We start from the raw sequence: 21,539 nt of genomic DNA on the forward strand, positions 1-21,539 counted from the left end.
AGCTAACGTATCATATTCACCAGTTGAACAATAATCACTTCTTCTATAAAGATCAGGAACATGGAAACCACTACCGATACATTGGCAGATTTGCCGACGCCCTCGGTGCCCTGGGAGGCATGAAAGCCCTGATAACAGCTGACAATACCGATCGTAAACCCATACACCAGCGCTTTCACCAGTGAGGCGGCAAGATCCAGGAACGAAATATTGGTAAATGCATTCTGTATAAACGTGTCCATACTTGTCTGTTCATTGAGATGAATGTCCACAAAAGCACCAACGAGCGCTATCAACCCGTTATAGCACATCAGCAGCGGCAGGCATATAGTGCAGGCCAGCACCCGCGTCATGACCAGGTACTTGAACGGGTTGATGGCCGAAACCTCCATCGCATCGATCTGCTCCGTAACTTTCATGGAAGCCAGTTCCGCACCGATGCTCGATCCTACACGGCCGGCACAGATCAGCGCCGTTACCAGGGGGGCCAATGCCCGCACGATGGCAATCGATATCAGCGAAGGCAACCAGGACGTGGCCCCGAACTCCGCCAGGGAAGGACGTGATTGTTTCGTGAACACCAGCCCGGTAATAAAGCCGGTAAGACTGATCAGCGGCAGCGATCTGTTGCCGATATAAAAACACTGGCGGATGAATTCCCGCGTTTCAAAAGGGCGGCGCAGCACTTCCCGGAAAAACCGGCTGATAAACCCGAAGATTTCGTAAACAGTAATAAAGAAACCGTCGACCTGCTTCGAAATAACCGGTTTGTCTGATTGTTCAATAGGTTCCATTACCAGGTTTTAACTTTAAAAAACAGCGGACGATACACTTCATTATTAAATACAATATAAAGTAAGAACCAGGATCTTGGTTCGGTACGGTCCGCTGAACAACTACCATTTTAATTAAGTGAATTTAACATAACAGGCACCAAGAATAAAATTAATTCCGGGTTAATTTTTGCAGTTCGGTTAAAAGTACCGGTCACCGGCTGTGCCTGGGGTGTTTTTGATCATCAAGCGACTCCAGGTGCCTCTCTGAAGCAAAAGCCCGGAAACACAATGCTTCTGGGCCATTTTCAAGGGAAGCTATCCGGACAGATGAGTGGTCTTGGATTCTCTTCAAAGGAGCAAGCAGCACTCACTACGCTTACACTTGACGTGGTAAAATCATCGGAAATTGAAGGAGAGCAACTGAATTATGAACCGGTTCGATCTTCCATCGGAAGACGATTGGGAATAAATGCCGCGAGACCTATTCCTTCCAGCAGAAGTGTTGAAGGAGTGTAGAGATGATGCTGGGTGCCAGCCAGAACTATAAAAAACCAATGACCGAAGAACGATTATCTGGCTGGCATGCGGCCCTGCGACATCTGTGCTTTCTGAAAACAACCATGTATATTTTTGCGGGAACCCGGTTAGAACCACGCCTGGATCGTTTTGCAGGCGTTTGGCACCCCCGGTGTAACATTTTTTACATTTCAATAAATTCAGTCTGTTCTGCTAATAAGTATTATAGCATAATTATGCAATCACCCTAATGTATGGCAAATTGTATGGCAAGTGCTAAAACTAAAAAGAGCTACATTTCTGTAACTCTTTGATTCTTAGGCTCCCCCTGCCCGACTTGAACGGGCGACCCTCTGATTAACAGTCAGATGCTCTAACCAACTGAGCTAAGGAGGAATTTTGCTCAATCTGCTTTCTTTCACATGATTGAGGGCTGCAAAAATAAGGATATTTTTATTTGAAAAAGAATTATTTGGATAACTTTTTTTGCTACCGGTGCTGCTGGTACAGCAAGGGTGGTAAACGCCCGGACAGATGATCAAGAACTGCTTCTTCCACCGGGATCAATGCCGCCAGCAGTTCCTCCAGTTGCTGCAGGGTTCGCACTCCTGCGGCAACGCTGGTAACTGCCGGGTGCCGCAGCACATATTGCAGGGCAATCTGCTGAGGCGTATAACGGTCTGTTAATGACCGGATGGCCTCATGCAGCCGTTTTACCTCTTCTTCGCGATATCCCAAATACTCCTTTGATGGCTTATCGATCAGCAAGCCCTGCGCCAGGGCGCCACGCACCAAAACGCCTTTATTGTGCTCTTTTAATAAGGGGAGTACGGTTTCTTCCGGCCGCCGGTCCAGCAGGCTGTACTGCATCATTACCGATTCGATGGACGAGCGCTTTACATACTCCCGGATCACATTCGGGCGGATGCTGCTGATGCCGTAGTGCCGGATCTTTCCCTGTTGCTTCAGCGTTTCAAATGCCTCTATGGTATCGGCGATGTTATCCTCAATCGTGCCGCCATGCAATTGGTACAGGTCAATATAATCCGTTTGCAGCCGTTTAAGACTTTTTTCTGCACAGGCCAAGATATAGTCGCGGCGCGGGTTCCAGTCCCAGCCTGTGCCATCTGCGCGCCATTGGTTGCCCGCTTTGGTGGCCAGAAAAATCTTCTTTCGAACCGGCTTTAATGCCTGGCCCACCAGCTTTTCATTTTCTCCTTTTTCATAAAGATCCGCGGTATCAAAAAAATTGATCCCCCGGTCAACGGCCTCCTGTATCAACTGCATGCTCTCTGCCTTTGTATTGCCGGCTAATGACATACAGCCAAAACCGAGGGCAGATACCCGGTAACCGGTGGCCCCTAAAACACGATACTCCATATCAATAAATTTTAAACTGCAATGACGCATCCGGGGACCTCTCACCGGCAAAAGCAAAGTTTCCCTTAAAATGCATCACAAATGTTTGTTTGTATCTCTTTTTTCTATAATTTCCACGGTAAAGTTAAGCAGGAATCCAGAACCCGATCAATATGCATGAGCTGTTCCGAAAAGCAAAAAACTAAATATGAGATCTATGTCCATTGAGGAAAAAATAAACCAACGACAATTCAAAAGCAGCTACCATAAGCTGGCACTCAATCTGATCTATACAACCGGCAGCCTCCAGGCCTTTTTAAAAGCGGGGTTTAAAAAAGAAGACCTTACCCTGCAGCAATACAATATTCTGAGGATCCTGAGAGGGAACCTTCCCAAACCTCTTTCTACCTTGCAGATAAGGGCACGGATGATGGACAAGATGAGCGACACCAGTCGCATTGTGGACCGGCTGGTCTCTAAAAGCCTGGTCACAAAAAGCATCAATACGATCGACAACCGCCTGGTTGACGTGGTCATTACTCCCGAAGGGCTGAAAAAACTGGCCCTGCTGGATAAGACCGAAGACCGCATTGCGGAATTTTTCAGCGCGGTGAGCACAGAGGAAGCAGAGAACATCAGCTTTCTCCTGGATAAATTGCACGGCTGATAACAGGGTTTTTTAATCCCCCCCGTTGGGCTACATTTGTAGACTATGACATCGATCCGTTTTTTTCTTATTGCCCTTGCAACAACTCTTTTTAGTTATACTCCCTGCTTTGCGCAGCAACCGCAGTATGAGTTCCGTGGCGTGTGGATCGCTACAGTATTGGGTATCGACTGGCCACCGCAAAATGCCAGCGTAGCACAGCAAAAAGCAGAATTCATCCGTCAGCTGGATCTGCACAAACGAAATGGCATGAATGCCATCATCGCCCAGGTAAGACCCAGTGGAGACGCCTTTTATCCGTCGCCCTATGAACCCTGGAGCCAATGGTTAACAGGCGTGCAGGGTAGGGCTCCGGTTCCATTCTATGATCCGCTGGCCTTTATGATACAGGAAACACACAAACGGGGCATGGAATTTCATGCATGGTTAAATCCGTACAGAGCAGAGTTTTCCATTGGAAAATCCTCCATTGCTTCGGACAATATGATCCGCAAAAGACCCGACTGGTTCGTCACCTACGGTACCACGCGTTATTTTAATCCTTCCAATAAACAGGTACAGCAATTTGTGATCGACGTGGTAAAGGACATCGTGCGCCGCTATGATGTGGATGGCATTCACATGGACGATTATTTTTACCCTTATCCCATAGGATCCAAACCTTTTCCGGACGACTATGCCTATAAAAAATCCGGTACTTCGCTCAGCAAGGCTGATTGGAGAAGAAGCAATGTGGACTCTATGATCCGGAATCTGAATATTGCCATAAAAACAGTAAAGCCCTGGTGCAAATTCGGGATCAGTCCCTTTGCCGTATGGAGGAATGCCTCGCAGGATCCGGAAGGAAGCAATACAAAAGCCGGCATGACCAACTACGATGACCTCTATGCCGATATCCTATTATGGCTGAAAAAAGGATGGATCGACTACGTAACACCGCAGTTGTACCGGGAAATCGGCGACCGCCTGATCGCTTATGAAACCATGGTAGACTGGTGGGGCAAACACAGCTATGGCCGCCACGTGTACATCGGACACGGAATCTACCGCTACTATGAAACCAACGCTAACTGGAAAAAACCCTCGCAGATACCGGAACAGATACGGATACTGCGCAGCAATCCAAAGATCCAGGGCAGTGTTTATTTTAACAGCAAAAGCTTTGATAAGAACCCGGCAGGGTGGAACGACTCCCTGAGAAATAATTACTACCGGATTCCGGCAAAGGTGCCCCCCATGCCCTGGCTTCCGCAAAGGCCCGGTAGCTGAGGGTCCTGGTTTCAACTCCTGAGTGCTTCGTTTTATAACCCGCGATACCGGTTAAATAAACAGTAATTAGAGCCCGTCTGCAGATTATCGGCTGTTCACTCCTGATACGCGGAATTGGCCACCCGAATCCATTAGAAAAGGACAAGTTATAAACAACCTTGTCCTTTTCTATATCAGAGCTCAAAGATTTCAGTCGTAATACAGCTCTTCCATCACATTGTTCTTGTTTTAAAAATTCCCTTAGAATTCCGCACTCTTGGGTGTACGCGGAAAGGCGATCACATCCCGGATATTACCCATGCCGGTTACAAACTGGATCATCCGCTCAAAACCAAGCCCGAAGCCCGAATGCGGAACAGTTCCGAAACGGCGGGTATCCAGATACCACCAAAGCTCTTCCTCGGGTATGCCCATTTTTTCCATCTTTTCCAGTAACACATCCAGCCGCTCTTCCCGCTGAGAACCCCCAACAATTTCCCCGATGCCGGGGGCCAGGATGTCCATCGCTGCTACCGTTTTCCCATCCTCGTTGATGCGCATATAAAAGGCTTTGATGGATGCCGGATAATTCATCAGGATGACCGGCTTTTTGAAATGCTTTTCTACCAGGTAGCGTTCATGCTCACTCTGTAGATCCATACCCCAGCCGGTAACAGGGTACTGGAATTTCTTTTTCTTATTGTAATTACTTTCTTCCAGGATGTCGATGGCTTCCGTATAGGACAGGCGCTGAAAATCGTTGTTCAGTACAAATTCCAGCTTCTCGATCAGCCCCATCTCACTCCGTTTATCCAGGGGCAGCTGCTTTTCTTCATCCGTCAGGCGCTGGGTCAGGAAATCAAGATCTTCCCGGTTGTTTTCCAATACATAACGGATAATATACTTAATAAACTCTTCAGCAAGATTGGCATTGTCTTCCAGGTCATAAAAGGCCATTTCCGGTTCAATCATCCAAAACTCGGCCAGATGCCGGGCCGTATTGCTGTTTTCTGCCCGGAAAGTGGGTCCAAAAGTATAGATTTCTCCAAAAGCTGTTGCCCCCAATTCCCCTTCCAATTGACCACTCACGGTCAAATTAGTCGATTTTCCAAAAAAATCTTCTTTAAAGTTAACAGATCCATCCTCATTTCGGGGTGTCTTTTCAAACGGGAGGGTGGTAACCCGGAACATTTCCCCGGCCCCTTCAGCATCGCTGGCAGTAATGATGGGCGTATGCAGGTAAACAAATCCTTTATCATTGAAAAATTTATGTACGGCAAATGCCAGGGCATGCCGCACACGAAAAACAGCCCCAAACGTATTGGTGCGGAAGCGCAGGTGGGCCTTTTCCCTTAAAAATTCAAGAGAGTGTTTTTTAGGTTGCAGGGGATAGGCTTCTGCATCAGAATCGCCCAGTATCTCGATGGTTTCGGCCTTCACCTCTAGCTTCTGGCCTTTTCCTACAGAAGGAACAACGGTACCGGTTACTTTAAGGGAGGCTGATGTGGTGATCCGCTTTAATAAGGATTCATCAAACATGCCTAAAGTAGCCACCACCTGCAAATTGGTATTGGTAGATCCGTCGTTCAAAGCGATAAACTGGTTATTCCTGAAAGTACGTACCCATCCCATTACGGTTACTTGCTGTGCTGCCGGCTCCTGTTGCAGGAGTTCTTTGATTTTGATCCTTTTGTTAAACATATTGCTATTTCTTGAGCGGCAAAGATAATCACAACAGTGGTTTTGTCTTTCATCATCCGCTCCCGATTCCTGTAACAGGCACCAATGCAGGTATTACATGACTATTTTTGGGTCTAAATACCGTCGGTAGCCGGGTTAAAAAGCCGCTTAACGGGTTTTTCCGTCGGCCCCGCCCCTCAAAATTTAAATGCATTCCCTTGTGTGGCGCGTGGAGACGGCCTGCCTGATTCGTGTCCCTACGAATCAGAAAAATGTTATATCCCCGGCTTTACGTATCCCACCGCCTGTTCTCATTATCTTTGTACCAATGATGCGACTGCTTTTTGTTATAGCCGCTGACCTTTTGATAATTGGATGCAATGATCCCCGGCCAACGCCGACCGCACCCACCGCCATACAAAAGGGATTGCCCGCTGAAAAAAAAGAGCTGGTAACCATTACTGCTGTTGGCGACCTGATGCTGGGTTCCGATTATCCAAATGATCTGAGAATGCCCCAAAGAAACATCCTGCTCCCCCTGGCGGACTCTTTAAAAGCCGGAGATTTTCTCATCGGAAACCTGGAAGGGGTGATCACGGATGCCGCTGTTCCCGAAAAAAAATGCATCAACCCAAAGAACTGTTACGCCTTCCGGATGCCCCCAGGAACGGAACACTATTTTAAAGAAGCCGGTTTCGACTTTCTGAGTCTTGCCAATAACCACTCCGGTGATTTCGGAAATTCCGGGCTAGTCCAGACCATGTCTTTACTGAAAAAAAGCGGCATCGGCTACGCCGGTATTAAATACCACCAGGCCCACAGGATCATAAAGAAAAACGGGGTCCGCTATGGCGTGATTGCCGCAGGTTTTGGCTGGCGGCATTTACACGTAAGTCAGCCACATCAGGTAACACAGGTGATCGGCAGGATAAAAGACAGTACAGACCTGCTGATCGTCTATTTTCACGGAGGCGCAGAAGGCGACAGTATGGACCGGGTAGTAAAGCGAAAAGAACGCTTTCGCGGGGAAGACAGAGGTGATGTGCATGCCTTTGCCCGGTCCTGTATCGATGCCGGTGCCGACCTCGTACTGGGAAGCGGACCGCATGTTGCCCGGGGCATTGAATTATACCGGCAAAAGCTGATCGCATATAGCCTCGGAAACTACGCCACTTACGGCTCTATAAGCCTCCGGGGCCCGATGGGTGTTGCTCCTATACTCCGGATCCGGCTGAACAAAAACGGGAATTTTACAGACGGGGAGATCCTCTCCACCATTCAGCTGCCCGGAAACGACCAGACCCCCCGGCTGGATCCGGCAAAAACAGTAGCGCTCCGGATGCTGCAGCTCAGCAAAAGCGATTTTCCGCAAAGCCCGTTAAGAATTACCCAAAAAGGAGAGATAATGATTAAAAATTTTTGATTTTAGGGAAAAGATAGTAATTTTGCTGAAGAAATGACCCTATAACATATGATCATCTCTGCTGAATGATAATATCAATTATCATTTGTCAATCCAAAAAACTTGAATTCTTTACCAAATTATTACCACATTTAAGATTTAATCTTTTGATTAATCCCGCACATTTATGTATGATATTTTACAATTGAACGATATGCTCGTTCCTGAACTGTTAGACATTGCCGAACAGTTAAAGATTCCTAATGCCAAAAAATTGAACAAACAGGATTTAGTCTACAAAATCCTGGACAGCCAGGCTGTAACAGGATCGAAAGCTTCCGCCGGAGAACGCCCCAAAAGAAAACGCATTGTGAAAGCCACTACTTCCATTGGTACAGAAGAAGCTTTTGTAGAAGAAGAAGGAAAGGATGAAGAACCTGCTGAAAAAACAGTAAAAGCACCGGCTAAAAAAGCTGCTGCAAAAAAATCTGCATCTAAAGCAGCCGCACCAGCCAAGAAAGCAGCCGCTAAAAAGGCTGCACCCAAAAAGGAAGAAGAACCGGTAGCAAAGGAACCCGCCGTTCCTGCTGCAAAAAATGGTAGCGATCCGGAAGAAGAAACCGTATTCAAAACCGATGCCGCCACAGAAGCCTTTATACTACAGGCTTTGAAGGCAACAGAAAAATACGATATCCCTGTTGTTCCGGCCGCAACAGAAGATACAGACTTTCCTGTTGAAAATAAAATATACGCATCCAAGAAAGATCAAAACCCTTCCTTTAATGTAGAGTTCGATGGGATGATCCTGAGCGAAGGCGTTTTGGAAATGATGCCGGATGGTTATGGCTTCCTCCGGTCCTCTGATTACAATTATCTTTCAAGTCCGGATGATGTTTATGTGTCTCCGTCTCAGATAAAATTATTTGGTTTAAAAACCGGTGACACCATTCATGGTGCTGTACGTCCTCCCAAAGAAGGTGAAAAATATTTTGCCCTTTTAAAAGTGGATACCATCAACGGTAAAAAGCCCGATGAGGTAAGAGACCGCGTACCGTTCGACTACCTGACACCCCTGTTCCCTTACGAAAAACTGAACCTGTTCACACGTCCTTCAGACCTGTCTACACGGATCATCGATCTTTTTACACCGATCGGTAAGGGGCAGCGTGGATTGATCGTGGCCCAGCCAAAAACCGGTAAAACCATGCTGTTGAAGGCTGTAGCCAACGCCATTGCAGAAAATCACCCAGAGTGCTATTTAATGGTGGTGCTGGTGGATGAACGCCCGGAAGAGGTAACCGATATGGAGCGCAGCGTAAAGGCAGAGGTCATTGCTTCTACCTTTGATGAACCTGCAGAAAAGCATGTTAAGGTTTCTACCGTCGCTTTGCAAAAAGCAAAACGTCTTGTTGAATGCGGTCATGACGTAGTGATCCTGCTGGACTCTATTACTCGCCTGGCGCGCGCACACAATACCGTGTCACCAGCATCTGGTAAGGTTTTGAGCGGTGGGGTAGAAGCAAACGCTATGCAAAAGCCAAAACAATTTTTTGGTGCAGCGCGTAAGATTGAGAACGGTGGTTCCCTGACCATCCTCGCAACAGCGCTGATCGATACCGGAAGTAAAATGGACGAAGTGATCTTTGAGGAATTCAAAGGAACCGGTAATATGGAACTGCAGCTGGACAGAAGGCTCTCCAACAAACGGGTTTACCCGGCCATTGATCTGACAGCATCTTCAACCAGAAGGGACGATCTGTTGCTGGACAGGGACGTTTTACAACGGATGAATTTATTGCGTGTGTACCTGGCGGATATGAAGACAGAAGAAGCGATGACAGAATTGCTTCGCCGTATGAAAGGCACAAAAAGCAATGAAGAGTTTCTGGCAAGCATGAATTCTTAAACGGATCGCTCAATACTTTTTTAACAGGCGATGCGGGCCCCTCGGGGATCCCGCATTTTTCATTTTTAATGCGCGCTGTATCTAAAAATAAAATGTTCCGGACCCTCTGCTATTCATCCGCAGATCCGTTACTTTTGCCGGTATAACAATATTAATTGTCATTTTGAAAATTCTAATTTAGAAAACCCGGACACTTTTATGGCAGCAAAATATAGTAATCAATCGCGTTACACCGTAGCGGTGGATTGTATTGTTTTTGGATATGACGGAAAGAACCTGAAGATCCTGCTTGTTAAGCGCGCGCTTATCCCGTTAAAAGGCAGGTGGAGCCTGATGGGCGGTTTTGTTGCAAAGAATGAAAGCGCCGACCAGGCTGCAAGCCGCATCCTTGCTGCCTTAACCGGTTTAACCAATGTGTACCAGGAGCAGTTTTATACGTTTACCGACCCTGGCAGAGATACCCAGGAGCGCACGATCTCCATTGCTTATTTTTCACTGATCGATATAAAAAAATATAAGGAATCCATAAGCGATGCCTACCAGGCCGAATGGTTTTCGATAAAGGATTTTCCGAACCTTATCTTTGACCACCAAGCAATGGTAAAAATGGCAAAAAAGCGGCTCCAGTACAAAGCCACATCCCATGCCATTCTCTTTGAATTGCTTCCTGATAAATTTACGCTTCCGCTGCTGCAAAGCCTCTTTGAAGACGTATATGAGACCAGCTTTGATAAGGGGAACTTTAGCCGTAAAATGCTTTCTACCGGCCTGTTGCTGAAACAACGGGATAAGGATAAAACAGGGTCAAAAAAGGGCGCCTATTTTTATAAGCTGGACCGTAAAAATTATCAGCAAAATTTACATAAGATCTTAAAGCTGGTACCCAACCCCAATAGTATTTTATAAGTGGGCGGGGCTTCAACCTGGGATAAAAAATGATCCCTTGCCCGAATGCACAGAACCCGGTTGTACCCCGGATCTTTTCAGAACGCATCCGTTGTTCCTTCGGGAATGGTTTGCCTCACCGGCAGCTGTACAAAAAAAGTTGTTCCTCTCTTCTCTTCGGTTTCAAACCAGATCTCCCCATTCTGCGCCAATGTATATTCCTTGCAAAGATACAAACCAAGACCCACACCCTTTTCATTCATGGTACCATAAGTAGACCCGATGTTGAGGGAAAAGATCCGGTCCCTGATATGAGCCTCTATCCCTTTTCCACTATCTTTTACAGTAAGGATCATATGGGTGGCATCGCCCGCAGCGGTAATGTAAATACTGCCCCCGGGATCAGTAAATTTGATGGCATTGCCAATGAGGTTCCGCACAATTACCTGCAGCATGGCGGCATTGACCATTGCCATAACAGCCGGGTCAATACTTTTAAAAACGCGGATGTTTTTACGCAAGGCTTCGGGCTCTAATAAAATTATGGTTGGTTGAATCACCGCCGCAATAGATTCGCGGCATATTTCCGGCCTTCTTTTGTGCAGCTGGTCTTTCGACCATACTAGGATATTCGAGAGCATTTCCTGGGTATTGTGAACAGTGGTGGAAAGCATTCGCTCCACAATCCCGCGCTCATCATCAGGAAGCTGCTCTGATTGGATCATCTCCAGATACGCCGAGATCGAATGCAACGGAGACCGGAGATCATGCGAGAGGATGGAAAAGAGTTTATTCTTTTCGCGGTCCAGCTCTTCCAGGGCCTCTGTTTTTTCAGTCGCCTTTTGCTTCTCCCGGTAATAGGCTTCCTTCAGGTAATACAGCCCGATGAATATTACGATCAGGCAGATGGTCACCGTAGAACCCTGGTCAATAATAATGCTCCGAAGCCCATCGTAAGTTTGCCTTACCGCATCCGGATGATATAACTCATACAGCATATTGCCCCACACAGCAGCCATCACCAGCAGGAACCAAAGAAAATAATGTTTTTTTGAAGCAACGATCATTAGCAGGAAAAGCAGCAGGGTATAAGACAGCAGGCTGGCTCCACGGACTCCGTCGCTGTAAAAATAATTCCATATAAATAACCCGATCGAAAGCACCGATACGATCGTAACGGTGTACCGGTACATTCCGCGGAACCGGGAGAGGTAATACAGAAACAGCAGCAGCAGGGTAATGCCCGTAAAAACATACGCTGTAAAATGCAGCCCAACATAAAAATTAAAAGGGATATTGTAAGCACATATGATTATGCCCAACACACAAAATGTATGAAGGATCCGCATTTCCAGGTTTGTGTTTACAGACGCTCCAACCAGGAACACATAGCATTGCAATAATTTTTTTACACTTTTCCGAAACAGGCCGCTTTGCATATCAGAACGATACAACGTGAAAACCCGGAGGTCTTTCCCAATTAAAAAATGTAAAGATACTTATAATAAAATGCGCGGAAAGAATGGTCCTTCTGCGCATTTCCCAACTCCTGTTCCCCTGTTCTCAGGGTTTCACGCCTTCCGCATTGGGCGCCGCGGTTGCATCTGCTGTATCCCCTCCGGACTCTTTATTTCCAAAAAGGTCATTCATCCATTTTTCAGCTCCCGGAAAATGTTCCTTTAAAGAATCCATTCCCTTCGTGGCTAGCTCGGAGAAATAATCCTTTGCCTGCTCCGCAGATTTTGAAGCTTCTTCTTTTAATTTATTCGCTTTCTCCTTTAAATTATTCATCATCTTTTCTTTTTCCTCATCAGTCATGCTGGTATATTTTCCGGCAGCCAGGCCCGCCAGGGCACCCAGTATAAAGGTGGCGATATGCTTATTGTTTACCATGGGAAATCGTTTTAAAAGTGAATAAATAGATATTTAAATATACAAAAATTTACAGGTTATTCCCGGTTCCGGTAACCGCCAGCTTCATTTCTTTCAACAGGTGTCCCGCACCGGCATATTTATCAATGATAAACAACACGTAGCGGATATCTACCATAATATTCCGGCAAATAGAAGCGTCATAATGGATATCGCTCATCGTGCCTTCCCATACACGGTCAAAATTGATCCCTATCAGGTTGCCGTTCGCATCCAGCGCCGGGCTGCCGCTATTGCCGCCGGTGGTATGATTGGAAGCAATAAAACATACCGGCATCCGGTAGCCACCGGATGCATCATGTACCCCATAACGGCCATAGTCCTTTTTCATATATAACCGGCGCAATTTTTCGGGAACATCAAACTCGTAATCACCCGGGATGTATTTTTCCATAACCCCATCCAGGTATGTGCTATAGCCATAGCTTACTCCGTCTGCCGGATGATATCCATCTACCTTGCCAAAGCCCACCCGCATAGTGCTGTTGGCATCGGGGTAAATTTTTTTATCGGTTAGCACCTCTGTTTGCGCCTGCATGTATTTCCGCTGCAAACCATTGATCCGCGCCTGCAGCTCATTAAGCTTTGGGGTAACTTCGTTATTATACAGGTCCGCCATTGCTAAGACCAGCAGGGCTGTCGGATCTGTTTCCAATGCCCGGTAAAGTTCTCGGGGATCGGACCGCACCCCATCCAGTACTTTTGCCGGATCGAGAAAAATACTGTGATCATATAAAGCAGCGGCCCACCGTTGATAGTCTTTTCCATACTGCTCAAATTGCCGTTTAGCAACCGGCACTATATACGCCGCCTGTTGTTTTTCCATGTACACCGGAAGCAGGGCTGCAAAAATTTCCCTATCTACCTCTGTACTGAAGTTCTTATACAGCTCGGTCAGCTTTTCCAGCTGTGCACTTTGCTCTTTACCATACCCGGGCTTTCCGGTAGCCGCCTGCAAAGCCCGCAAACGGTTTATGATCCCAAACAATTCGATCTTGCTGATCGTTTCCAGATAATAGTCTCGTGTAAGCCCATAGGGCGCTATTTCTTTATATACATCATTCAATTCCTGCAAGACATTCCCGTATTTTTTATAAAGACTTTCACTTGCTTGCAGCCGTTTTTGAAAATCTGTTTCATACAATTGCTTCTTTTGCACAGCCCCCGTACGTGTAAGCCCCAGTATTTCTCCCTGCCACTTTTTCCACGCGTTGGAAATGCCCGCATATTTAGAGGCATATTTTATTTTCAGCTCTTCATCTGCGCGCATATAGTTTTTCATAACGCCCAGAGCCTTATCCCTGATCAGGATCTTCGCCGGGTCATTCAGCTCCACGATCTGCCTTACCGCTTCACTGGGAAGATACTCAGACGTACGGCCGGGAAAACCAAAGATCATGGTAAAATCATCCTGCTTCATTCCCTGCAGGGATATGGTCAGCGCTCTTTTCGGAACATAAGGAACATTATCCGGTGAATATGCGGCCGGGCGGTTATCTTTTCCGGCATAGATCCTGAAAACGCTGAAATCTCCGGTATGCCTGGGCCACATCCAGTTATCCGAGTCCTGCCCGAAATTTCCAATACTGGAAGGCGGGGCGCCAACCAGCCGTATATCCTTAAAGGTCTCCGTTACAAAAAGATAGTATTTATTCCCTTCAAAAAACGGGCTGACAAAGGCGTTTTCAAAATCACCCAATACCGTGGTCCGTTTCAGTTCATTGATATTCCGGTCGATCATGCTTTGGCGGTCACGTTCTTCCATTGCTAAATTTACCCCTTTTAATACACGGTCCGATACATCGTCGATCCTGACAATAAACGTCACAAACAGATCTTCATTGGGCAGCTCTTCCGCAAGATTCCGCGCCCAGAAGCCGTCCCTGATATAGTTTTTGTCCAGTGTTGCATGTCTTTGTATGGATCCAAAACCACAATGGTGATTGGTCAGCACCAGCCCTTTTTCTGAAACAACCTCTCCCGTACAAAATCCACCGAAGTTTACGATCGCATCTTTCAGGCTGCCTTTATTAATATCATAAATGTCTTTTGCGGTTATCTTCATACCCAGCTGCTGCATCCGTTGCTCATTAAGGCTTTCCAGCAGCTGCGGTAACCACATTCCTTCATCGGCTTTTGCCAGGCCCATGCACATCAATCCGGCCGCCAGGCCGAAAATTTTTTTCATTGAGATCATCATTTCCAAAATTATAAGACGGGAAAGATAAGGCAATTTATAGTACTTACATACATTCGTTTTTTAAAAGTTTTTTTGGTTTTCCAGCCCTAAAAAGCATCTTTTTGTCCCCAAACCTATGTGTATTATCCATAGATAATGTGTATAACCCTTTGTGGAACGTGTATGTGAAATGTATTACTGGCTGAAATTTTCGTCTCTGCGCTTCCGCTTTCTATTTTTGGTTAACAGCTGCCATTTTATACCAGCAATATTAACATAGTGTAAATTTAATATGTCCTTTCCTTTTTGTAAACACCTCAGAATCCACATTTCTGTTAATAAATACCCGTAATCTATAAGATTCGTAACTTCATCATGTGAATATGTGTTGAATATATGTGGGTAACCAAAAATCCGGAAAAAATAAAACTCGTGAATAACCCGGTTATCCACTAATCCACAGCCGTAATAATAATAGATTATTTTAAATAAATAATTAATATAAATATTATTAAAAAGAGAAAAAAGGAGTTTAAAAAAACTTTGATTTTTTATTGAGCTTGGTTGTATCATTGCAGGGATAAAATTTTTCAATTATGGACGCAGGTAGCTTGGAAGCAGCAAAGAATGGTTTGGATCAGAAAGGTTTTCTGGATGTGACAGTTGATCCGAAACTGGATCTGTTTGAAGAAATTGAAAAATTGAAGAAGGAAAAAAATGCGGTGGTACTGGCGCATTATTACCAGGAGCCTGAGATACAGGATATTGCGGATTATATCGGCGATAGCCTCGGATTGGCACAGGAGGCGCAAAAGACGAATGCGGATATGATCGTGTTTGCCGGGGTTCATTTTATGGCAGAAACCGCCAAGATCCTGAATCCAACAAAGAAAGTGGTGATCCCCGACTTTAAAGCCGGTTGCTCCCTGAGCGATAGCTGCCCGCCACCCTTGTTTCAGAAGTTTAAAGAGCAGCATCCGGATCATGTGGTGGTGAGCTATATTAACTGCAGTGCGGGCATTAAGGCTTTGAGCGATGTGATCGTTACCAGTAGCAACGCCCGGATCATCGTGGAAAGTTTTCCGAAAGACCAGAAGATTATTTTTGCGCCGGATAAGAACCTGGGCGCCTACATTAATAAGGTTACGGGAAGGAATATGTTGCTGTGGAACGGCGCATGTATGGTGCATGAAATATTTAGCCTGGAGAAAATCACCCGGTTAAAACACCAGCATCCCAATGCCAAACTGATTGCTCATCCCGAGTGTGAGGAACCGCTGCTGCGATTGGCGGATTATATCGGATCCACTACCGGCCTTCTGAAATACACGAAGCAGGATGACGCAAAAGAATACATTGTAGCAACAGAAACGGGCATCCTGCACCAGATGGAAAAAGCCAGCCCCGGTAAGGTGTTCATCCCGGCTCCCCCGGACAACAGCTGCGCCTGCAATGATTGTCCGCATATGAAAAGGAACACATTGGAGAAACTCTATCTGTGCATGAAATATGAATTACCGGATATCATTATGGATGAGTCATTACGGCTTGCCGCTAAGAAACCCATCGACCGGATGCTTGAGATCAGCGCAGCTGCAGGATTGTAACCGTTTTACAAAACAGGAATGTTCAGGTGTTTTGCCATCATTACAGGAATACTCGTATTTTTTCCGTTTGTCTCTTTTTCACAGGGAACTTTTGAATGGAGCCAGCATAGGATTGAATTGAAGAAGGGACTCCGGTTTTCGTTGAAGATTCCTGCCGGATACCAGATCCACGTGGCGGCGCAGGGACTGGAGCGTCCGCGTTTTTTTTCTAAAAGCCCGGATGGAAGATTGTTTGTTACGGATATGCACAATAGGGGTGATAACAAAAAGGGCAGGGTGCTTATCCTGAATAAATGGAATCCCAAAACGAAAACCTTCGATGGCGTCACTACTTTTTTAGAAGGACTGCACAATCCCAACCAGGTAGCTTTTTATACAATAGGGCAACAAACCTATATTTATATTGCAGAAACGGGGAAGTTGAGTTATTATGAATATACTGCCGGGGACTCAGTGGCTGTGGGAAAACCGGTGGTCATTGCGACATTTCCGGATTACGGACTGAGCTATAAGTATGGCGGATGGCATCTTACACGCAGTATCGCCTTTCATAAAAGTAAGGTCTATGTAAGTGTTGGCAGCAGCTGTGATGCGTGTGTAGAGAAGGAGGAGGTGCGGGCGGTTGTTTTGGAGATGGATCCGGACGGAGGTCATCAGCGGGTTTTTGCGCGGGGTATCCGGAATGCAGTAGGCATAAAATGGGTAAATAGTGCTCTTTGGGTTACGCATATGGGCAGGGATAACCGCGGACCAGATCAGCCGGAAGAATTATTTCATACAGTGGAGGAGAACGGATTTTATGGATGGCCGTATTATTATCAGTATAAAAAGAGGATCATTGCCGATACACAGTTTGTAAAACGTGCCCGTTCAGCGTTTGTACACAAACCAGCAGTTGCGCCCTATGCTTTTAAGGCGCATGCTGCTCCGTTGGGATTTGAACGGATGCATGACTTTAAAGATCCGCTCCTGAACAACAGTTTCCTGGTAGCATTGCATGGAAGCACCAGTGTGTGGCGGCAGCGGGGAAATGCCATTGTACAGCTGATGCCGGACGGCACATACAGAGAGATTATCAGTGGCTTTCTTCAGGGAAAGACCGAAGACCGGAGATATGGACGTCCTTGTGACATCATACAATGGGATGATCGTTCATTTTTTATCAGCGATGATAAGAATGGGATCATTTATTTTTTAGAAAAGCGCTGACCAGGAAACGGATTCTTTATTAAACTTTATTGTAACAAAATAATTAACTTTATTTGCACCTGTTAAACCATTTGTTTTATGAAATTACTGGAGAATAAAATAGCCATAGTTACGGGGGCAGCACGAGGGATTGGTGAAGCAATAGTAGATACATTTGCCGGGCAGGGCGCAGCTGTTGCTTTTTCCTATGTAAGCGACCGGAGTGCTGAAAAGGCGAATGCGTTGGTTGATAAATGGGCGGGAAAGGGAGTAAGGATCAAAGCGTGGCAGAGTAATGCGGGGGATATGCAGGCTTGCGAATCCTTTGTTGCGGAAGTACTGGAAGAATTTGGAACGATCGATATCTGTGTGAACAATGCGGGTATCTCTAAGGATAATTTATTGCTGCGTATGACGCAGGAACAATGGGAATCGGTGTTACAGGTAAATCTCAACAGTGTATTCTACATGACCAAACAGGTAATCAAGCCAATGATGAAGGCAAAGCGTGGGAGTATCATTAATATGAGTTCGGTAATCGGAGTGATGGGAAATGCAGGCCAAGCCAGTTATGCAGCCAGTAAGGCAGGGATCATCGGGTTTACAAAAAGTGTGGCAAAAGAGTTGGGTAGTCGCAATATTCGGTGCAACGCTATTGCCCCGGGGTTTGTGGAAACAGATATGACCAGTTACCTGCATGATGGGGATGCTTCTTCTAAGTACCTTGCAGATATTCCTTTGGGAAAATTTGCAAAGGCGACGGATATCGCCAACACGGCTTTATTTTTGGCTTCAGATATGGGATCCTATATAACGGGTCAAACGATTAGTGTTTGCGGAGGGCTGAATATTTAAAAGAGACGGTTGATGCCTTTACCGTCGTTTCATTAGTAACGTTATTGCTTCACTTCATTATGATTTATTAGATCGTGCAGTTTGAAACAGGTCTGTTCTTTACAGGCGATTTTGAGGACAACATGGATTTGCTGAAGGACCGGATTGCGGTTGTTACAAAAAAAGTATTTTATTTTTAGCTAATGTATTGGCCGCAGTTTTGCGGTGCGCAGGTTTTTTTTCAGCTGGGTTTTGGTGATTCCCGCAAATTCCTTTGCGAAGTATCTGTTTAAAAGTAGTACCTTTTGTGGAAAATTTCGTGGTAAGTTGGTTTTGCATATTTTTATCAGTGGAGTTTCAAAACTGAATCATTGAATTGTCCGGAATGTTGCTGAGGCATTTACATTTTTTAAAACTGGTGCTGTTGCATGGCTTAACTGCCTTTGGCGGACCTCAGGCGCATCTGGCCATGATGATGAAAACTTTTGTGAAGCAGACTCCTTATATAACGGAAAAGGAGCTGATGGAATACAATGCATTCTGCCAGTTGCTTCCGGGAGCATCATCTACTCAAACATTAACGCTGATCGGGTTTAAAAGAGGGGGCGTGCCACTGGCAATTCTCACTTTACTGGTCTGGATCCTGCCCGCGTGCAGCATTATGGGTGGGCTGTCTTTTTTAGTGAATTATTTGACCGGTGAAGAAAGCCTGAACATTTTTCGGTTCATCGTGCCCATGGCTGCGGGGTTTTTGATTTATGCCTGTGTTTCAGCTTTTCCCTATTCTGTAAATAATATGATCACTTTTGTGATAGCCTTTTTGGCGGGGTTGATCACTTTTTTGTTTTTCGGAAGACCGTTTATTGTGCCGGTGCTTATCGTTGCGGGAGGGGTTGTTACCAACCTGAGTAAGAAAAGGATCCCGCAGGTGGTGGTAAGACCGGGTAAAATACAATGGTGGAATATCTGGCTTTTTGCCATCATCTTTATTCTTGCCGGTATTTTCAGTGAGTTGGCCCGGAAAAACGAGTGGGAGTATAGGAAACCGGTGAATCTTTTTGAGAATACGTACCGGATGGGCAGCCTGGTTTTTGGAGGGGGCAATGTTCTGATGCCGATCATGTATGAGCAGTACAGCGTGCGGCCGGAAGAAGTTAAAGTAAAGAACCCGAACGCGATAAAAATAGATAAGGAAGAAATGCTTACGGGTATTGGTCTGGTTCGGGCAATGCCAGGTCCGGTTTTTTCGATATCTTCTTATACAGGCGGATTGGCCTTAAAAGATATGGGTGCGTCTATGCAGGTGGTCGGTGCTGTAATTGGGATGGCGGGTATTTTTTTGCCGAGTGCCTTGTTGGTGCTTTTTTTCTTTCCCATCTGGAATATGTTGAAAAAATATTCGGTGATCTACCGGTCGCTGGAAGGGATCAACGCATCGGTAATGGGTATCATGATGGGGTCTACGGTGTACATTATGAAAGATCTTTCGATATTCAATTTTCAGGCGCTGGAACTAACCAACCTCGCCGTGGTACTGGGTACCTCGGCAATATTGATCTTTACGAAGATCCCTGCTCCTGTTCTGGTATTTCTTTGTTTAATGCTAGGCTATTTTCTATAATAGCCTGCTTTTTCAATTTCTTCGATAACTGTGTCCGGAAGCAGATAGCGGATGGACTTTTTAGCTTTGATCAGCCGGCGGATGTCGGTGGCTGAAATCTCCAGAAATGGAGCCTGCAATAAAGTTGTTTTATTTCCAATATTGGCATTTATAGAGAAACCTGGTCGATTGTATATTAATATAATAAAGTTTTCTAATATAAATGAATAGTTTTTCCATTTTTGAATATTTTGAAAGCTATCGCTGCCAAGTATGATCGAAAATTCGTGCTGCGGATACTTTTCCGATAAATGTGTAAGGGTAACAGCGGTATAAGAAGGCCGGGGAAGGGTGAACTCTATATCAGTTGCCTGCATGCGGATATCATTGTCAATGGCCAGCCGGGTCAGATGAAGCCGTTGGTTTTCATTCAGCAGGGAAGCAGTTTCTTTCAACGGATTGTGAGGGGATACTACAAACCATATGCGGTCTACCAGTTCTTCATTGAGTACATGATTGGCAATGATGAGGTGTGCATGGTGTATGGGATTAAAGGAGCCAAAGAACAAGCCGATTTTCATAGTTCAGGATCAGTTTATGGAATCAACAACAATAAATCGGGCTTCATCAAGGCGGAGGCTCAGGGTGTAACCCGCTACGGAAATGGAGATAGGATCGTTAAGAGGGGCTATTTTTATGATCTCGATTTCCTCACCGGGGAGGCAGCCCATTTCCATCAGTTTCAGAAAGATCTCTTCTGTTGTAAATTTCTGTATACGCGCACGTTGCCCGGGCTTTAAATCGGAAAGGAGGATTTCTTTTTGTTGTTCCATCTTGCAAATCTAACTATTGTAGGTTGTGTTTTATTTACGAATTTTGAAAAATATGAATCTGCAGCATTTACCCCAGGTAACTTTCTCTTTTCATAAAAGAACAACGCTTAATAAACGGAATCGGTTGAAAGGGTTTCTTATATCCCTGTTTCAGGAGAACAAGCAGGAGCTGGAGCGTCTGCATTATGTGTTTTGTGATGATGTAGAGATCCTGGAGATTAACCGGCAATATTTAGAACATGATTACTATACAGATATCATCACTTTTGATATGCGGGAGAAGGAATCCGAACCAATGAGTGCAGATATCTTTATCAGTGTAGATACGGTCCGGTCAAACGCTATATTGGTGAATGAGCCTTTTTACAGGGAGCTTCACCGGGTCATCTTTCATGGGGCTCTGCATTTGTGTGGATATAACGACAAAACAAGTGAAGAACAGGGAATCATGCGAAGAATGGAAGAACACCATCTTGAAAAATATGGATTTAAATAGCTGTTCCACGTGAAACCAAGATCATCATATCTGTATCTGGAGGAAGTTATTCGAGTCGTTCCATGTAAAATCTCTTAATAGTAGAGATTTATTTTTTTGTTCCACGTGAAACGTTTTTTTAATAGGAATGGATCTTTTGTAGAGGATCTTGCTGATCGGTGCTCAGAAAATTTAATGGTAATGAGGGATGTAATAATGAGGCGATATTAATTTTAATGGCGGGTGGTATCCTAAATGGTTTGCGGATATGACTGGTGCCACGGGCAATGTGCCTACTGACGGAACAATAAGTTTATTAGGATGATTTGACATCGCGGCTGAAAGCTGATCGTTGGTTGATACATGCTTGTTTTTAAAAGGTGTATCCGGAATATAAAATAGCTCTGTTTGGATAGACTTATTTTCCTGCAATAGAAGATGTTCTTGGTGCT

General features: G+C 45.4%; 19 protein-coding genes and 1 tRNA gene. 11 read left to right on the plus strand and 9 right to left on the minus strand.

Annotation, left to right across the window (positions count from 1 at the left end):
- Nucleotides 1-2 precede the first annotated feature (2 nt).
- The gene (locus B160_RS0109905) at nt 3-794 is read right to left on the minus strand and encodes an MlaE family ABC transporter permease (RefSeq protein ID WP_018627756.1); all 792 of its coding nucleotides are present in this window, start codon (nt 792-794) and stop codon (nt 3-5) included.
- Between the two features lie 309 nt (nt 795-1,103).
- Between B160_RS0109905 and B160_RS32225 the strand changes: the two genes are divergently transcribed.
- Nucleotides 1,104-1,292, plus strand: coding sequence for a DUF4172 domain-containing protein (locus B160_RS32225; protein WP_245562186.1), 189 nt, complete (start codon nt 1,104-1,106; stop codon nt 1,290-1,292).
- Between the two features lie 322 nt (nt 1,293-1,614).
- Here B160_RS32225 and B160_RS0109910 read toward each other — a convergent pair.
- Nucleotides 1,615-1,688, minus strand: a tRNA-Asn gene (locus tag B160_RS0109910).
- 93 nt (nt 1,689-1,781) lie between these two features.
- Nucleotides 1,782-2,672, minus strand: a complete 891-nt coding sequence (locus tag B160_RS0109915) for an aldo/keto reductase (protein ID WP_018627757.1) — start codon at nt 2,670-2,672, stop codon at nt 1,782-1,784.
- A 196-nt stretch (nt 2,673-2,868) separates the two neighbouring features.
- Between B160_RS0109915 and B160_RS0109920 the strand changes: the two genes are divergently transcribed.
- Complete coding sequence (locus B160_RS0109920) at nt 2,869-3,318, plus strand: MarR family winged helix-turn-helix transcriptional regulator (RefSeq protein ID WP_018627758.1); 450 nt, start codon at nt 2,869-2,871, stop codon at nt 3,316-3,318.
- Between the two features lie 45 nt (nt 3,319-3,363).
- Nucleotides 3,364-4,587 (plus strand): glycoside hydrolase family 10-like protein, encoded by a 1,224-nt coding sequence (locus B160_RS0109925; protein WP_018627759.1) that lies wholly within the window; start codon nt 3,364-3,366, stop codon nt 4,585-4,587.
- Nucleotides 4,588-4,827: 240 nt separating this feature from the next.
- Here the strand turns inward: B160_RS0109925 and asnS are convergent, their stop codons facing one another.
- Entirely contained in the window at nt 4,828-6,267 is a 1,440-nt protein-coding gene (gene asnS, locus B160_RS0109930) for an asparagine--tRNA ligase (protein ID WP_018627760.1), read from the minus strand.
- 307 nt (nt 6,268-6,574) lie between these two features.
- Here asnS and B160_RS0109935 point away from each other — a divergent pair, with 307 nt between their 5' ends.
- From B160_RS0109935 to B160_RS0109950, 3 genes are all read left to right on the plus strand, one after another.
- Nucleotides 6,575-7,669, plus strand: a complete 1,095-nt coding sequence (locus tag B160_RS0109935; protein WP_071597016.1) for a CapA family protein — start codon at nt 6,575-6,577, stop codon at nt 7,667-7,669.
- 166 nt (nt 7,670-7,835) lie between these two features.
- Nucleotides 7,836-9,554, plus strand: coding sequence for a transcription termination factor Rho (gene rho / locus B160_RS0109940; RefSeq protein ID WP_018627762.1), 1,719 nt, complete (start codon nt 7,836-7,838; stop codon nt 9,552-9,554).
- A gap of 198 nt (nt 9,555-9,752) precedes the next feature.
- Nucleotides 9,753-10,460, plus strand: a complete 708-nt coding sequence (locus B160_RS0109950; protein ID WP_018627763.1) for an NUDIX hydrolase — start codon at nt 9,753-9,755, stop codon at nt 10,458-10,460.
- A 77-nt stretch (nt 10,461-10,537) separates the two neighbouring features.
- Here B160_RS0109950 and B160_RS0109955 read toward each other — a convergent pair whose 3' ends face one another.
- From B160_RS0109955 to B160_RS0109965, 3 genes are all read right to left on the minus strand, one after another.
- A complete protein-coding gene (locus B160_RS0109955; RefSeq protein WP_169540031.1) occupies nt 10,538-11,761 on the minus strand; it encodes a sensor histidine kinase in 1,224 nt (407 codons plus the stop codon).
- A gap of 241 nt (nt 11,762-12,002) precedes the next feature.
- On the minus strand, nt 12,003-12,332 hold the full coding sequence (locus tag B160_RS0109960) for a hypothetical protein (RefSeq protein WP_018627765.1): 330 nt from the start codon (nt 12,330-12,332) through the stop codon (nt 12,003-12,005).
- A gap of 49 nt (nt 12,333-12,381) precedes the next feature.
- Nucleotides 12,382-14,559 (minus strand): S46 family peptidase, encoded by a 2,178-nt coding sequence (locus B160_RS0109965; RefSeq protein ID WP_018627766.1) that lies wholly within the window; start codon nt 14,557-14,559, stop codon nt 12,382-12,384.
- 587 nt (nt 14,560-15,146) lie between these two features.
- Here B160_RS0109965 and nadA point away from each other — a divergent pair.
- The 4 genes from nadA to B160_RS0110000 all read left to right on the plus strand — a co-directional run bounded on the left by nadA (nt 15,147) and on the right by B160_RS0110000 (nt 19,800).
- Nucleotides 15,147-16,157 carry a quinolinate synthase NadA gene (nadA, locus tag B160_RS0109975; protein ID WP_018627768.1) on the plus strand — a complete coding sequence of 337 codons (1,011 nt, stop codon included), beginning with the start codon at nt 15,147-15,149 and terminating at the stop codon, nt 16,155-16,157.
- An 18-nt stretch (nt 16,158-16,175) separates the two neighbouring features.
- On the plus strand, nt 16,176-17,366 hold the full coding sequence (locus tag B160_RS0109980) for a PQQ-dependent sugar dehydrogenase (protein WP_018627769.1): 1,191 nt from the start codon (nt 16,176-16,178) through the stop codon (nt 17,364-17,366).
- A 78-nt stretch (nt 17,367-17,444) separates the two neighbouring features.
- Entirely contained in the window at nt 17,445-18,200 is a 756-nt protein-coding gene (gene fabG, locus B160_RS0109985; RefSeq protein WP_018627770.1) for a 3-oxoacyl-[acyl-carrier-protein] reductase, read from the plus strand.
- A 364-nt stretch (nt 18,201-18,564) separates the two neighbouring features.
- Nucleotides 18,565-19,800, plus strand: coding sequence for a chromate transporter (locus B160_RS0110000; RefSeq protein ID WP_018627773.1), 1,236 nt, complete (start codon nt 18,565-18,567; stop codon nt 19,798-19,800).
- On the opposite strand, the gene nadD is transcribed toward B160_RS0110000, so the two are convergent.
- Nucleotides 19,788-20,360: a nicotinate (nicotinamide) nucleotide adenylyltransferase gene (gene nadD, locus B160_RS0110005; protein ID WP_018627774.1), complete on the minus strand. Its 573-nt coding sequence runs from the start codon at nt 20,358-20,360 to the stop codon at nt 19,788-19,790. The two genes, B160_RS0110000 and nadD, sit on opposite strands and share 13 nt — an antisense overlap.
- 9 nt (nt 20,361-20,369) lie before the next feature.
- Complete coding sequence (locus B160_RS0110010; protein WP_018627775.1) at nt 20,370-20,612, minus strand: FeoA family protein; 243 nt, start codon at nt 20,610-20,612, stop codon at nt 20,370-20,372.
- 52 nt (nt 20,613-20,664) lie between these two features.
- Between B160_RS0110010 and ybeY the strand changes: the two genes are divergently transcribed.
- On the plus strand, nt 20,665-21,108 hold the full coding sequence (gene ybeY / locus B160_RS0110015) for an rRNA maturation RNase YbeY (protein ID WP_018627776.1): 444 nt from the start codon (nt 20,665-20,667) through the stop codon (nt 21,106-21,108).
- Nucleotides 21,109-21,539 lie beyond the last annotated feature (431 nt).

Origin of the sequence: Niabella aurantiaca DSM 17617 (assembly GCF_000374125.1) — a bacterium.
GTDB lineage: Bacteria > Bacteroidota > Bacteroidia > Chitinophagales > Chitinophagaceae > Niabella > Niabella aurantiaca.